General features: G+C 42.3%; 16 protein-coding genes, 1 tRNA gene and 1 pseudogene. 5 read left to right on the top strand and 13 right to left on the bottom strand.

Annotated elements, in window-relative coordinates; translation table 11 throughout:
• The 4 genes and pseudogenes from KHB02_RS26950 to KHB02_RS26935 all read left to right on the top strand — a co-directional run.
• Window positions 1-445, top strand: a pseudogene (locus KHB02_RS26950) (glycosyl transferase); the annotation flags it as partial.
• A gap of 84 nt (window positions 446-529) precedes the next feature.
• Window positions 530-862: an alpha-helical endospore appendage domain-containing protein gene (locus tag KHB02_RS26945; protein WP_213144224.1), complete on the top strand. Its 333-nt coding sequence runs from the start codon at window positions 530-532 to the stop codon at window positions 860-862.
• A 251-nt stretch (window positions 863-1,113) separates the two neighbouring features.
• Window positions 1,114-1,440: an alpha-helical endospore appendage domain-containing protein gene (locus KHB02_RS26940; protein ID WP_213144223.1), complete on the top strand. Its 327-nt coding sequence runs from the start codon at window positions 1,114-1,116 to the stop codon at window positions 1,438-1,440.
• A gap of 280 nt (window positions 1,441-1,720) precedes the next feature.
• Window positions 1,721-2,602 carry an alpha-helical endospore appendage domain-containing protein gene (locus KHB02_RS26935; RefSeq protein WP_213144222.1) on the top strand — a complete coding sequence of 294 codons (882 nt, stop codon included), beginning with the start codon at window positions 1,721-1,723 and terminating at the stop codon, window positions 2,600-2,602.
• Between the two features lie 290 nt (window positions 2,603-2,892).
• On the opposite strand, the gene KHB02_RS29970 is transcribed toward KHB02_RS26935, so the two are convergent.
• Together KHB02_RS29970 and KHB02_RS26925 are read right to left on the bottom strand one after the other, a co-directional pair.
• Window positions 2,893-3,699 carry an alpha-helical endospore appendage domain-containing protein gene (locus tag KHB02_RS29970; protein WP_338088332.1) on the bottom strand — a complete coding sequence of 269 codons (807 nt, stop codon included), beginning with the start codon at window positions 3,697-3,699 and terminating at the stop codon, window positions 2,893-2,895.
• Window positions 3,700-3,971: 272 nt separating this feature from the next.
• Window positions 3,972-4,043, bottom strand: a tRNA-Arg gene (locus KHB02_RS26925).
• Window positions 4,044-4,290: 247 nt separating this feature from the next.
• Between KHB02_RS26925 and clpP the strand changes: the two genes are divergently transcribed.
• Complete coding sequence (gene clpP, locus KHB02_RS26920) at window positions 4,291-4,893, top strand: ATP-dependent Clp endopeptidase proteolytic subunit ClpP (protein WP_213144221.1); 603 nt, start codon at window positions 4,291-4,293, stop codon at window positions 4,891-4,893.
• An 83-nt stretch (window positions 4,894-4,976) separates the two neighbouring features.
• Here clpP and KHB02_RS26915 read toward each other — a convergent pair whose 3' ends face one another.
• From KHB02_RS26915 to hisH, 11 genes are all read right to left on the bottom strand, one after another.
• On the bottom strand, window positions 4,977-5,234 hold the full coding sequence (locus KHB02_RS26915; protein ID WP_213117730.1) for an HPr family phosphocarrier protein: 258 nt from the start codon (window positions 5,232-5,234) through the stop codon (window positions 4,977-4,979).
• A 76-nt stretch (window positions 5,235-5,310) separates the two neighbouring features.
• Complete coding sequence (gene whiA / locus KHB02_RS26910; protein ID WP_213144220.1) at window positions 5,311-6,261, bottom strand: DNA-binding protein WhiA; 951 nt, start codon at window positions 6,259-6,261, stop codon at window positions 5,311-5,313.
• 106 nt (window positions 6,262-6,367) lie between these two features.
• Window positions 6,368-7,351 carry a gluconeogenesis factor YvcK family protein gene (locus tag KHB02_RS26905; protein ID WP_213144219.1) on the bottom strand — a complete coding sequence of 328 codons (984 nt, stop codon included), beginning with the start codon at window positions 7,349-7,351 and terminating at the stop codon, window positions 6,368-6,370.
• On the bottom strand, window positions 7,348-8,244 hold the full coding sequence (gene rapZ / locus KHB02_RS26900) for an RNase adapter RapZ (protein WP_213144218.1): 897 nt from the start codon (window positions 8,242-8,244) through the stop codon (window positions 7,348-7,350). The genes KHB02_RS26905 and rapZ overlap by 4 nt, the downstream gene beginning before the upstream one ends.
• 21 nt (window positions 8,245-8,265) lie before the next feature.
• Window positions 8,266-8,724, bottom strand: a complete 459-nt coding sequence (locus tag KHB02_RS26895; protein WP_213144217.1) for an 8-oxo-dGTP diphosphatase — start codon at window positions 8,722-8,724, stop codon at window positions 8,266-8,268.
• Window positions 8,725-9,200: 476 nt separating this feature from the next.
• Window positions 9,201-10,151, bottom strand: a complete 951-nt coding sequence (trxB, locus tag KHB02_RS26890) for a thioredoxin-disulfide reductase (protein WP_213144216.1) — start codon at window positions 10,149-10,151, stop codon at window positions 9,201-9,203.
• A gap of 106 nt (window positions 10,152-10,257) precedes the next feature.
• The gene (locus KHB02_RS26885; protein WP_213144215.1) at window positions 10,258-11,754 is read right to left on the bottom strand and encodes a tetratricopeptide repeat protein; all 1,497 of its coding nucleotides are present in this window, start codon (window positions 11,752-11,754) and stop codon (window positions 10,258-10,260) included.
• A gap of 346 nt (window positions 11,755-12,100) precedes the next feature.
• Entirely contained in the window at window positions 12,101-12,730 is a 630-nt protein-coding gene (gene hisIE, locus KHB02_RS26880; protein ID WP_213144214.1) for a bifunctional phosphoribosyl-AMP cyclohydrolase/phosphoribosyl-ATP diphosphatase HisIE, read from the bottom strand.
• Between the two features lie 68 nt (window positions 12,731-12,798).
• Complete coding sequence (gene hisF / locus KHB02_RS26875; RefSeq protein WP_213144213.1) at window positions 12,799-13,560, bottom strand: imidazole glycerol phosphate synthase subunit HisF; 762 nt, start codon at window positions 13,558-13,560, stop codon at window positions 12,799-12,801.
• Between the two features lie 21 nt (window positions 13,561-13,581).
• Window positions 13,582-14,310: a 1-(5-phosphoribosyl)-5-[(5-phosphoribosylamino)methylideneamino]imidazole-4-carboxamide isomerase gene (gene hisA, locus KHB02_RS26870; protein WP_213144212.1), complete on the bottom strand. Its 729-nt coding sequence runs from the start codon at window positions 14,308-14,310 to the stop codon at window positions 13,582-13,584.
• The coding region (hisH, locus tag KHB02_RS26865) for an imidazole glycerol phosphate synthase subunit HisH (protein ID WP_241114125.1) at window positions 14,307-14,681 on the bottom strand (375 nt) is incomplete at its 5' end. The genes hisH and hisA, both read right to left, overlap by 4 nt.

Genomic DNA, 14,681 nt, shown 5'->3' with positions numbered 1-14,681 from the left:
CATATTGATTGCAACAGGAAGCATCGACGGGGCGTGGCCAGGTATTGAAAAAGCATGTATTCTCTATCCGGATTATGTAGATTTACATTTTTATAAAGGCTTAATCTTATATTTGAAGGACATGTTTAAAGAAGCATTGGAGGTGTTTGATTACTGTCTCGAAATGGGGGAAGCGAATTTACAGTATCTCACCCAAAAGGGGGTTGGCAGCTTTCAAGCCCTACACTATAAAGGATGCTGCTTCGAAAAGCTGGGGCAGATTGAGGAAGCAGCAAGATGCTATGCAATGGCGGCAAGCCAATCGAAATCATTTAATTCTCCCGTAGAAGCGCTTCGAGAACTGATGACGAAGCATAAAAACCTATTTAGTCCGTTAACTGAAGACTGTGACGATCAAATGTTAATTGCAAAGGCGCTCAATCTCAATTCTGCAAAAAATAAATAAGGACCAAAAATAGTTTAATGACCGTGTCTCTGTACAAGGTTTATAAATACAATGTAACAGATAACAAAGAAAAGAGGTGATTTAATGTCTCAAGCAAATATTCCAAACATTACTCCAACAATTTCTCTTTCTACAGCACAAACTGTTCCATTGCTTTTAGCCTCTATTGCCCTTGAGGAATTGGCTTTAGCTCACATCATTAATGCTGAAGCTGAGAAGCTTCAATTCGTTCTAGGAACAATAACTCCTGCTCCTAGAACAACATTCTCTCCTGCAGTTGTTAACTTGACAAATCTGCTTGCTCTCGACGCTAGTGTCCAAAGAACACTTCGTGATGTGATCAAGAAGGAAATGCTGCTGGAGTTTAAGTTTGAAAATATCCTTGATTTGATTGCTATTACACCATTCCCACGTTAATGTAAAGCACAAGCACTTCTTTTAAAGAAGAATTGAGGATATGGTTGGGGTTAGTACAAGCTTAAACTTGTTTCACACATGGGCGAATACCTTACCGTTTACCCTGCTCCCAATTGGTATACAACGTATCCAATCGGGAGCTTTTTAATGAAATAAACTCCCCAAGGAAAATATCATAAAAATAGTTGTGTCATTATTCAGCCTGTAAAAATAAACTAACATCAGCACTAAAGATAAACGAGGTGATAACAATGTCTCAAGCCAATATTCCGAATATGAGTCCAATTACTTCAATTAATACTGATCAGACCGTTACATTGCTGCTGGCATCCATTGCCCTTGAGGAGTTAGCCCTTGCCCACGTCATTAATGCCGAAGCAGAAAAACTTCAATTCGCACTCGGAAAATTAAAGCATACAAAAACAAAACTCTCTCCTGCAAAGGTTTCCGCATCAGAGCTTTTTACCATCAATGCTAGTGCTGAAAGAATCCTTCAAGATGTGATCAAAAAAGAGATGCTACTGCAATTTAAATTGGGAAATGTTCTTGATTTAATGTCCATAAATCATCGACCTTAGGTATTTTGTTGTAGTAATTCTTTGATTCTTAAGGTAATTGGTCAAACATGATAAGCCTACCCGACCCCCATTCGGTAAAATGCAGCTTCTCAATTGAGTGTGGCTGCATTTGTGGTGGGGCAGACCTATTATTTTATCAAGGAACACCCGAAGGGGATTAATCTTTCCATAGTTAAAATACATAAAAAGGTTATCAATAATAGACAAGCGCCGATTCATTTGCCAACACCCATCAATATATTGCTAATATAACCACATTTAATGTACAGAGTGATTCGCTTTGCCACAAGCCTATTTTCCCAATTTTTCGCTTCGATTTCGTTCAGCATTTCGCATGGAGGCGCTGGCGGTACGGCAGGTACTTTTGGCGAGTGGCTATAGCGGCGGTGGTAGGCAGATCGAAACCGAATTCACTTCAATGAGTTGTAGTGGTGGACATAAAAATTATCTCGATGAAAGCGAGGTATCATATACTGTGGAATTTGAAGATAATACAGATCCAAACTCAATTTTGTCCGATGCTTTAGAAAATCTTGAAAACGCTGAAGAGATCAATGAGGCTGCTGAAAACATTCAACAAGTTCTTGGAACTGATCCGGAATCTACAGAAGGTTCAGTCACCCTTAATGATCTTCTTGCAGTTAATGAATTAGCAGATGAGACTCTACAACAAGCGATTTCTGATGAGCTTGCCCCCCCACCTATATGTGGCTGTATGGCTACAAACCAAGCAGGTAATAACTTTGATATTAATAGAGGAACAGGAGATAATTTTACAACTGTTATAGTTAATGCAGTGGTTCAACCACCCAACGACCATGGATCAGTTATCTACAATGGTCATATATGTCAAAGCTGCATGTCAGATAATGAGTTTACGTTTACCTATGGAGGGAACGATACCGTTCCGGCATTCGTATTCACAGCAACTACCTTTAACGTCCCTCATTGTGCAAATCAAATTGTAACAATCACAGGTCAAGGAATTACCGATAATCCTGCTTTATTTGGTCCTAATCCTGTATCATACAGTCTCGTCTTGAATGGCGTAATGGGTAGCAAGAGTATTTCAATACTCATAACAGGCAGCAATGGCACTACATTTTTTGCAACCACAACACAGGTTGGCAATGGCGAACTAGTCGTCACCAATTGTCCTTAACTGTTACCTGTAAAATGAAAAAACCCTATACGGGTTTTTTTCGCTCAGTGAAAGTTTTCTCAAAGATATTATTCACTACATATACTACATTTACAAAATAAGGTATTACGAGTCAAAAAAGATCTCTCTAAGAATGTTCCTCTCCATAAAAAGAAAAATACCACAATCCAAATGACCGTGGTAGACCCCATTTTATACACTTTATCTTTATAAAAAGACAAAGGTGTTTTTTTAGTTAACTAGTATGCTTATATCCAAGTTTAATCGCCTATATTTAGTTTGGGTAAATCTCAAGTACATTCTGATAGTATAAAACCAGGACAAACTGTAACATTAGCATTACCCGGAGCAACAGAGGCTTCAAACAGCTCTGAACCATTTAATATTAGTTGAATCCTGCTGTTTCCAATTGGCGGAACTATATCTTCAAATACCACTAACTCAAAAGTTGCAGGAACACCGTTTCTTGTTCCAGTACCAGTAATCATAAATTGTGCTTCACCGGTGGCAGGATTAAAACAACAAGTACCTAATTCCCCTGTAGGAAGTGTATCGTATGTGGCAGCGAGGAATTGTACACTTGTAGTTAGAGATGTAAATTCAAATTGAAAAAGATCTGTTTCTGCCGGATTACAGTTATTGCAAATCATCACTCTTCCTTGAACAGTGCCTAATGCATTTAGCCTGCCTGTTCCTGTTTCTGTACCATTGCGAATGATAGTGGAGTTTGCTGGAATAATAAAGCTCGCGCCGCATTCACAAAAAGTTTCTACGGGTGGTGGAATCATTGAAATTAACTCTAGAACATTCTCAAATTTAAACTCCAAGAGCATTTCCTTTTTAATCACATCACCAAGAGTTCTTTGGATGCTAGAGTTGACGACAAGAAGATTGGACAGTGAAACTGTTGCGGGGGAAAACGTGGTTCTTGCAGGTGTTAATGTTCCCAAAACAAATTGAAGTTTCTCTGCTTCTGCGTTCAAGATATGAGCGAGAGCTAACTCTTCAAGGGCAATAGAAGCCAATAGCAATGGAACGGTTTGTGCAGTGCTAAGTGAAATGTTTGGTGTCATGCCCGGAACATTCGGTAACGACATATTGTTCATCTCCTAATTGAAAAGATATTAGAACAAAGGCTGTTCAAGCCTTCTCTATTCAATACCATATCTATTCAATTAATTTTTATGAGATTGTGTACTTGCCTGTTTTCCCCAAAAAACTGTCAAAAAAATTCCTTTCACCTATGTCTTTTAACAGTTTTGTGGTATAATACTTGGTACATTTTTTATTTGAAAATGTGTATAAAAAAAACAGTGTTCCCACAAAAATAAATTCGCAGAAACACTGTCATTCCAAGCTTTTCTTGTTACGCCCTCGGCAGGAATCGAACCCACATTTTAAGAACCGGAATCTTACGTGCTATCCGTTGCACCACGAGGGCAAAAATATTAGCGACTTACATATTATATTTCATTATTTCTATTTTTGCAAGAGCTAATAGAATTTTTAACGATTTAATCCTTTCTCCAAAGCTAAAAAATAGTTTTAAAATCGCTCTCAATTGGTTATGCTGAATGAGGGAAAGTTGTCGAACATTTTTCGAGCTGAATTGTTTGACCTTTATTGACCATCAGTGTATGATAACAATACATAAGTTTTTACATTTTTTATTCAAAGGAGGAAGAAAAATGAATTTGATTCCTACAGTCATTGAACAAACGAATCGCGGCGAACGGGCATACGATATTTATTCCCGTTTATTAAAAGACCGAATTATCATGCTTGGCAGCGGAATTGATGATAATGTTGCCAACAGCATTGTAGCGCAATTGTTGTTCCTTGAAGCGGAAAATCCTGAAAAGGACATTACTCTTTATATTAACAGCCCGGGCGGAAGCATTACCGCTGGAATGGCCATTTATGATACGATGCAGTATATCAAGCCAAATGTATCCACTGTTTGTATCGGCATGGCAGCATCAATGGGCGCATTCTTACTTGCCGCTGGGGAAAAGGGCAAGCGTTTCGCATTACCAAACGCTGAAGTAATGATCCACCAGCCTCTTGGAGGAGCTCAAGGTCAGGCTACTGAAATTGAAATCGCCGCTAAGCGCATTTTATTCCTTCGCGAAAAACTAAACGGCATTTTAGCTGAGCGCACTGGCCAGCCAATTGAAGTACTTCGCCAAGATACCGACCGCGATAACTTCATGACTGCTGAAAGAGCGAAAGAATATGGCTTAATTGACAACATCATTACACGCAATATTCTTGATAAGAAAGACAAATAATACTTATAGCGAGCAATCGGCGGTAAGCCGATTGCTTTTTTAATACAAAAAAGCTGGTCTCGAACGTGAGCCAGCTTTTTTTCTTAATGATCCTTCTGAATAAACTCAGATAATGCCTTAATGGCGGTTTCTTCATCAGAGCCGTCTGCAATAATGTTAATAACAACACCAGAGCCAACAGCCAGGCTCATTAAGCCCATAATACTTTTAGCATTTACTTTCTTGCCATCTTTCTCCAGAAAAATATCTGCCGAAAAGCGGTTCGCCTCTTGTACAAATAGGGCAGCAGGACGCGCCTGTAAACCAGTTCTTAATTTAACTTCTACTTCTTTTACCAACATTTCAAATTCCTCCTCATTATCCCACTATAATATTAAATGAATGCTCATTCACTAACAAACTATTTTAAAATTATTTCTACTTCACAGATGGCATTTCTCCGGCCCGCAGCCTTTCGGCAATTTCATCAATTTTACGCAAGCGATGATTGATGCCGGATTTGCTAATAGACCCGCCGGAAACCATTTCACCTAGTTCCTTTAAGGTAACGTCTGTATAATTTAACCGAAGCTCGGCAATTTCCCTTAATTTATCAGGTAAAATCTGCAGGCCTACCGTTTGATCAATGAACCTTATGTTTTCGACCTGCCTGATTGAGGCTCCGATGGTTTTATTAAGATTGGCGGTTTCGCAGTTTACCAGGCGGTTAACCGAATTACGCATGTCCCTGACAATTCGGACATCCTCAAAGCGGAGCAGGGCATTATGCGCACCAATAATATTTAAAAACTCGGTTATCTTTTCAGCCTCTTTTAAGTACGTAATATAGCCTTTTTTGCGCTCAAGCGTTTTGCTATTCAAGTCAAATGTATTCATCAATTCACATAAGGAATCGTTATGCTCCTTATATAGTGAAGCAATTTCCAAGTGATAGGAGGATGTTTCCGGATTATTCACGGAACCTCCGGCCAAAAATGCACCACGCAGATAAGAACGCTTACAACACTTCTTTGTTATCAGTTCTGGGGAGATATTATGGATGAAGGTAAAACCCTCACCAAGGATTTTTGTATCCTCGAGAATTTCCCTCGCCTGCTCTGCCAAGCGCACGATGTAAACATTATTCTTTTTCAAGCGCATTTTTTTGCGGACGAGCAGCTCAACCTGAACCTGGTAATTCTTTTTAATCAAGGTATAAATTCTTCTGGCAATCGCAGCATTTTCGGTTTGAATATCGACAATGATTTTTCGATTTGAAAAGGAAAGGGAACCGTTCATGCGGATCAGCGCTGAAAGCTCAGAACGGCTGCAGCAGGATTTCACTTCCAAGTTCGTTAATTCCTTTTTCGTTTCCGAAGCGAAAGACATTCCCTCACCTCCTTATGACCAACACTAACATAAATATTCCTTTTTGAAAGTAATTTCTTTCAAAAAAGAACATGTTAAATAAGCTTTTTAAATAATATTAACTTATTTACGCTTCATAACGTCTTTTGGTTTCATTTATTAACAAATTATATAAAATTTTGGCGACCTTCTTCGGGTCATGCCTTAGCGCGCCGTTTTCTAGATTGGCAATGTCGGCATAAACCGTCTCAAGTCCAAGCTCGGTTAACCGGTCCACATCGTAGAGGACAGGATGGGCCAATTCCTCATTGTAGCGAAGCTGAACATCCTGCGGAATCTCTTCATTATTCACGAGTATCGTATCAATAAACGCGCTGCTCATATGATCATAAATAGCTCGCACATGATCGCTAGCAGTATAGCCATGCGTTTCGCCGGCCTGTGTCATCAAATTGCAAATGTAAACCTTTTTGGCATGTGAACGACGCACCTCATCTCCTAGCCGTGGAACAAGCAGATTAGGCAACAGACTCGTATATAAACTGCCCGGTCCAAGAATAATCAGGTCGGCTTGGCGGATGGCCTGAATCGTTTCTGGAAGCGGCCGGATTTGCTTTGGGGTCAAAAAAACCCTGTTAATTTTTTTACCGGAGTAGGGAATTTTCGATTCTCCTGATACAATCGTGCCATCCTCCATTTCTGCATGTAACACAACACTTTGGTTGGCAGCAGGCAGCACTTTTCCCCTTACATTCAATACCTTGCTCATCTCCTGAATCGCATGAACAAAATTACCGGTTATCGAGGTCATCGCGGCGATAATCAGGTTGCCAAGCGAATGGCCGGATAGTTCGTTTGACGTCTTAAACCGGTGCTGGAACATTTCCTCAACGAGAGGCTCCACATCGGAAAGTGCCACCAAAACATTACGGACATCACCCGGCGGAGGAACATGCAGGTCCTCACGGATTCGGCCTGAACTGCCGCCATCGTCAGCTACGGTGACAATAGCGGTAATATCAACAGGATACTGCTTTAAGCCTCTAAGCAAAACAGGTAACCCTGTGCCTCCGCCGATGACGACTATTCTAGGCTGCCCAAATTCTCTCATGTTGTCTTTTCCTTTCTCCTCTCGATGTCACGGTGAGAAACAATCGTCTTATAATCCTTTTGGAAAAATCGGCCGATGTATTCAGCGAGCGCCACAGAACGATGCTGGCCGCCCGTACAGCCAATCGCAATCACCAATTGGGCCTTGCCTTCCCTTTTGTAATGAGGAAGCATGAAACTCAGAAGGTCTGTTACTTTTTCCAAAAATTTCTGTGTTTCGTTCCATTTTAAGACATAGCTGGAGACATCCTCGTCGAGTCCTGTTCTCGGGCGCATATGTTCAATGTAATGCGGATTGGGCAAAAAACGCACATCAAAAACAAGGTCGGCATCAATGGGAATGCCGTGTTTAAAACCGAACGACATAACGTTAACTGTAAAAATTAATTGTTTATTCGCCGTAAACTCCGTTAATATCTTCTCACGTAATTCCCGTGGTTTCATCTGGGAAGTGTTGTAAATTAATTGTGCCCTGCCTTTTAACTCCTCAAGAAGCTCCCGTTCAAGGGTAATACCTTCAAGAGGCGACCCTGATTTGGCGAGTGGATGGGACCGTCTTGTTTCCTTATAGCGGCGGACCAATGTGGCATCATCCGCATCAAGGAATAAAATCTGCGGTGTAACCCAGGAGGTTTCTGCAAGATTATCATCCAACGCTTTAAAAAGATGATCGAAAAACTCCCGTCCCCTCAGGTCCATGACAAGGGCAACTTTATTCATTTTATTCCCTGATTCCTTCATAAGTTCTAGGAATTTCGGCAGTAAGGTAGGAGGCAGATTATCGACACAGAAGAACCCTAAATCCTCAAAGCTTTGGATGGCGACTGTTTTCCCTGCGCCGGACATGCCAGTAATAATGACCATTTGGATATCGCTTGTCGAACCGGTACTCATTTTGATTCCTCCTATTTCGAATTAACCTGGATCTAATCGGTAACTAATCAGCTGAAAGTCTTTTGTATAAGTAAAAGTACCGTAAATCATACCCTTGCCGTGGATCATATAATCGATAATATGGTAGTCTCCGGCTGCCATCGGCAAGCCTTTTATTTGGTCAAAAAGATGCCATTCCAGCTTGCCTTCTTCCGACTCATCAAGGTCCAAGCCATCGGAATCATGGGCCACAAAGCTGAACATCATCCACTCCGACAGAAGCTGGTCTCCCTCCATCATAATCATCGTAAAAATTCCTTTTAGCTGGGGATTCTTTAAATATACGCCCGTTTCTTCACGGTATTCCCGGATGCAGGAATCCCGGACAGACTCGCCCGGCTCCATTTTTCCGCCCGGTGCCACCCACCAGCCACGCCGCGGTTTTTGCAGCAACAATACCTTATTTTCTCTAATTAACACACAATTGGTGACCCGCTGCACAACATTTCACCCTCTTTATATAAACACATATTGCAAAATATCTTAAGATAACAACCTCATATATTCTTCTCATTATACTATTTTTATAACCCGCTCACAATCAATTGAAAATTGATATTTCTGCAAATTCCCGCTTACAAATATTACAATTAGAGTCGGATACCTTTTGTCGAGTTTTCCTTCTTTATTATGTAGCTTTCTTGCTGAACAAAAAAAGAGCACAGGCTGCTGGACCTGTGCAGAAAAGGTATATATTTTTAAAGGGGGTCAATTTCCATAATCATACTATATTTTTATTTCACTACTGTTACAGTTGAATTAAAACAGGATTAACTTTTTGTAAATGAAAACTCGCCGATTGGCGAGTCCGTTAGGACGAAGACAGAGGCGTAGTTGAATTTATGCGTTAAGAAAGTATAAAATTGGGGAAATTTTATACTTTCTTATTAGCTAAAAAATGTTGGGAAACTTTTTCATTATTTTTTCAGTTTCATTTCCTCTTTCAATTCTTCCACAAAGTGTTGGGCTGTTTGGGCAGCAATACTGCCGTCGCCAGTCGCCGTTACAATCTGGCGGAGTGTTTTTTCACGAATATCTCCTGCAGCGAAAATGCCCGGCACCTTTGTTTCCATTTTTTCGTTTGTTTCAATGTAGCCATTTTCGTTTGTGATGCCTAAGCTCTCGAATGGTTTAGATAGCGGCACCATTCCGATATAAATAAACACGCCGTCAGCAGGCAGGGTTTGTTCTGTATCATCCACTGTTGATACCAATGTCACACTGCCAACCTTACCGTCCTTATCATTAATCGATTTAATGGTATGATTCCAAATAAAATCAACCTTTTCATTGGCAAAGGCACGGTCTTGAAGAATTTTCTGTGCACGAAGCTGGTCACGGCGATGCACGATGGTAACCTTAGATGCGAATCGAGTTAAGTATACACCCTCTTCAACTGCAGAGTCCCCTCCGCCGATGACAAAAAGCTCTCTATTTTTGAAAAATGCTCCGTCACAGACGGCACAATAGGATACTCCGCGGCCGCCAAGCTCTTTTTCGCCTGGCACTCCGACTTTTTTATACTCTGCACCTGTTGTAATGATGACGGAGTAGGCTTTATATTCCTTTGATCCGGCTTTCACCAGTTTATAATCGCCATGATCAACAACTTCTTTAATGTCACCATAAGCATATTCGGCACCGAACTTCTTCGCATGCTCAAACATTTTCGTTGATAAATCCGGACCTAAAATGCTTTCAAAACCCGGATAGTTTTCAACATCCTCGGTATTTGCCATCTGGCCGCCCGGCATTCCGCGTTCAATCATGAGAGTCGATAGATTTGCACGTGATGTATATACAGCAGCTGTCATCCCGGCAGGACCCGCCCCAGCAATGATGACATCATAAATTTTTTCTTCAGTCATGGTCGTTTTCACTCCTTGTATAAAAAAAACGATTAAGTTTAGCTTTCCCAACTTAATCGTATTAAACAATTGATTTATAGTCCAAAAATCTGCTCATATACAGTATTTAGTCTAAAAGTTCGTTAACAAGCTTAACGTATTTTCCGATTGTTGCCGATGAGGTTCCGTAGCGCTGTGCAATTTCCTGTTGGGACACTTTTTCACTGCGGAGCCTATGCCATACATACTCGACTGCACCTGCCCAGGCACTTTTATTTTTCAATTGCATATTTGCTTTAAACATTTCCACAAAAACGGAAAACCACATTAAATATAAACCAGCCTCAATTGTCCCAATTGGCTGATGGTTTTCATAAAACAGCTCAGCGACTTCCTGCGCATCGGCCGTCCGTGACGGTCTTCCCGAACGGATTAACGAGATGTATTCCTTCTCCAGCGCCGTAAATTTCTGGTTTTGAAAAAGGCGCTTTGAGGTGATGATTTCATCCTTTTTATCCGAAACAGTTGTCAGGAAAAGAGCAAATAGCCGTTCCTCGACATAGTCGCTTTCTAGTTTTTGAAAAATCGATCCGGAATGGTCCTCAAACCCGTTTGCACGGTCCTGCTCATTTGTATTCCACGGTTCCTGACCTTCTTTGTCAGGGCTAATTTCCAAAAGCTTTTTCCAAACGTTTTGGGCGAAAATTTCCCTGCCAGTGAAATAAGCAGAATAGGCGAGCCAATAATAAAACGGGCCATCCCCATCAAAGCCATTTTTATATAATTTTTTCAGCCATACATAAGCATGCTCATATTCGCCAACAAGTGCGGAAGAAGTTCCAAGCTTAAATTGGTGTTCACTTAAGAGCGGTTGAACTTTTTTCAAGCTATCGAACAGCTCATTGACATATTTGATACGCCCTTGATAATGGGCAAATATCATTTTATTGCATAGCGCGTGCAGATTCCCGGGGTTCTTTTTCAAAACATCATTTAAGATGGAGTCCGCCTTCTCGCCTTTGCCTAAATAGAAATAAGCGAGCGCTAGGTTGTTGTAGGCAGACCAGTATTCCGGGTACTCCTTGATGACTTCCTTTAATAGTTCAATCGCTTTTGGGAAATAACCTGATTCGAGCAGCTCGCGAGCCTGCTCCTGTTTAACGATTAGGTCGTCCTGCTGAAAGAAATCTTCAGCCAAATCATCCGACTCCAATGCGAGAAGCTCAAGCAATTCCTCCGCATCCTCTGAAAAATCCCCACCTGCATCCAATTCCATATACAAGTTGGCATGGTGATAAGCATCTTTAAAAAATCCCAAATGGGCATAATTATTTGCTAAGAAGTAGTGGCACTCCACCATTTCATGGTCAAGATCTTCAAGGATGAGATGCAGGAGTCGGTTGGAATCTTCAAACTCGCCAAGTTCAGTCGATACAATGGCCAGCTGGCACGCAATCATCGGTTCGCCCGGCTCAAGCTGCAGCGCCCGTCCCAGATATTTTTTCGCTTTGAAAAAATCACGGCGATGGTATGCCTTAATTCCTTTCTTGAAATAATATTCCCCTGTAGGAACAAATGAGAGTATTTTCCCCTTTTGCATTCTTGCTTTTGCGTCTTTACTCATGCAGTCCTCCATCATCCTTTCATAACTAATGTAGTATAACACAATTGACTCTTGTACGAGAAGGATTTAGGGCTTTGGGCGGTATGAAAAAATTTCCGGAGCGGGGTTTAGCTAAAAATGGTTATTATTTGGGGTAGGAAGGTTGATCAAACCCGACCTGAAAAGGGAATCCGCCAAATATGGAAAGTTATCCGCTGAGTACACGGAGATATCCGCCAAGTTGGGGGCAATTCCGCCGAATTCAGTTGAATATCCGCCAAAATGGAATAGATATCCGCCAAACCGTTTGAAAAAAGACGAACCCTTCCTAAAATAGGTATTTTTAAATAGAAAAACCGGTCCATAATCAGGACCGGTCCTTGTGTCTTTCTTCCAATGTACGTAATACTTCTTTGAATGGAAGGCCTTGTTCCACCAGCAATACCTGCAGGTGATAAAGAAGGTCGGCTGCTTCCCATTTCAGTTCTCCATGGTCGCGGTTTTTTGCTGCGATGATGACTTCGGCAGCTTCCTCACCGACCTTTTTCAAAATTTTATCGACACCTTTTTCAAAAAGGTAAGTGGTATAGGCACCTTCCGGACGCTCCCGTTCGCGGTCCAAAATGACCTTTTCAAGGGTTTGTAAGATTTGATAGTCCCCAAGGCTGGATTTGCGATCCGCAACCTCTTCCCCTGAAAAACAGCTGACCGCTCCTGTATGGCATGCTGGTCCTTTAGGATTCACAAGCACCAATAAGGCATCCTGATCACAATCGTACTTAATGTTGACGACAGACTGAGTGTTGCCGCTTGTTGCTCCCTTATGCCACAATTCCTGGCGAGAGCGGCTGTAGAACCACGTTTCACCTGTTTCCAATGTTTTCGCAAGCGACTCTTTATTCATATAAGCAAGTGTCAAAACTTCTAATGTTTCTGCATCCTGAATAATAGCAGGGACTAATCCCTTTTCGTCAAATTTGATAGTGTCCGGATTCATCGGACCGTCACTTCCTTTTTTGAAATCGAACTTAGTTTTTTATAAAAAAGATCCACAGGCCGGCGCTTTTAACGGACGGCCAGTCCCTTTTCGCGCAAATAGCTTTTAACTTCCTGCACTGAAGTTTCCTTGTAATGAAAAATGGATGCGGCAAGTGCGGCATCGGCTTTACCTTCCAAAAAGGCTTCAGCAAAGTGCTCCGCATTTCCGGCACCGCCTGAGGCAATCACCGGAATCGTAACGGCTTCACTGACCGCCTTCGTAAGAGAGAGGTCAAAACCGTTTTTCTCGCCATCGCTGTCCATGCTGGTCAGCAAAATTTCACCGGCTCCAAGCTCCGCTGCCTCCCTCACCCAATCAATTACCTTTTTGTCAGTGGGCTTGCGGCCGCCGTGTGTATAAACACGCCATGTTCCAAGCTCTGAATCATATTTTGCATCAATGGCTACAACGATACACTGGGATCCGAAAAAGTCGGCCCCTTCGCGAATAAGTTCCGGATTCTGGACCGCCGCAGTATTCAAAGAAACCTTATCTGCCCCGGCACGAAGAATTTTTTTCATATCTTCCAATGAATTGATGCCGCCGCCAACCGTAAAAGGAATGGCCAATTCGGAGGCAACCGCCTTAACGACCTCAACCATTGTCTTTCGTCCCTCAACGGAAGCCGAAATATCAAGAAACACAAGCTCGTCGGCCCCTTGCTCATCGTAAATCCGCGCCAGTTCTACCGGATCGCCGGCGTCGCGCAGCTGGACAAATTGAATTCCCTTTACTACCCGCCCGTCCTTCACGTCCAAGCAGGGTATAATTCTTTTCGTTAAAGTCATGACTTCTCCCCCGCCCTTGTTTTAAAACTGACCAAGTTTTAAAGCTTCCTTTAAGGTAAATCTTTTTTCATAAAGGGCCTTGCCAACGATTGCTCCACCGATGCCTTTTGCCGTGGATAGGGCCTGTAAATCCGCAAGGCTGCTCACTCCGCCTGAGGCAATGACGTTTTTGCCAGTAACTTCAGCCAGTTCACTGACAGCAGCAATATTGGGTCCTGAAAGCATTCCGTCTGTGGCAATATCGGTAAAAATAAAGGTCTCAGCCCCTGCATCCGCGAAGCGTTTCCCAAGCTCGACCGCCTTCACTTCAGAAGTATCGAGCCAACCATGTGTAGCCACATAGCCATTTTTTGCATCGATTCCGACAGCAATTCGCCCGCCGAATTTTTTAATCATATCAATAGCGAACTCCGGATTGGAAACCGCAATGCTTCCGATAATAACTCGGTCAACACCATTCTCTAAATAATGGGCAATATCAGCCTCGGAACGAATCCCGCCGCCGATTTGGATTTTCACATTAGCGAGCTGCTGAGCCGCCTCAATCACAAAACGGTCATTTACCCGCTTGCCATCCTTTGCCCCGTCTAGGTCCACCATATGGATCCATTCGGCTCCATCTGCCGCGAAGGTCTGAGCCATGTCAAATGGGGAATCGCCGTAAACTGTTTCTTTGTCGTAATCGCCTTGCAGAAGGCGGACACATTTCCCGCCCCGCATGTCAATTGCGGGATAAATGGTGAAAGTCATCGTACTGCCTTCCTTTCAACTGCTATTTTTAAAAAATTATCAAGCAGGGCCATTCCAAGCCGGCTGCTTTTTTCGGGATGGAATTGCATTCCGAAAATGTTATCGCGGCCGACAACAGCGGAAACCTGTTCATGGTAATCCGCTTTGGCAATAAGAACCTCAGAGTTTTCCGCATTCACAAAATAAGAATGAACGAAGTAGACATAATCCTCTTCCAAATTGCTAGTAAGCGGCGAGGCATTCACGAACTTAAGCCGGTTCCAGCCCATGTGAGGAACCTTGTATGGTTCACCGTTCTCGGAGCGGCCAGGGAAACGGCGGACACTGCCCGGCAAGAGACCAAGACCTTCCGTAAAACCATTTTCCTCACT

Origin of the sequence: Neobacillus citreus (genome assembly GCF_018343545.2) — a bacterium.
GTDB classification, from domain to species: Bacteria; Bacillota; Bacilli; order Bacillales; family Cytobacillaceae; genus Neobacillus; species Neobacillus citreus.
Note: the sequence above shows the minus strand (reverse complement) of the source record. Positions and strands in the feature narration are given on the sequence as shown.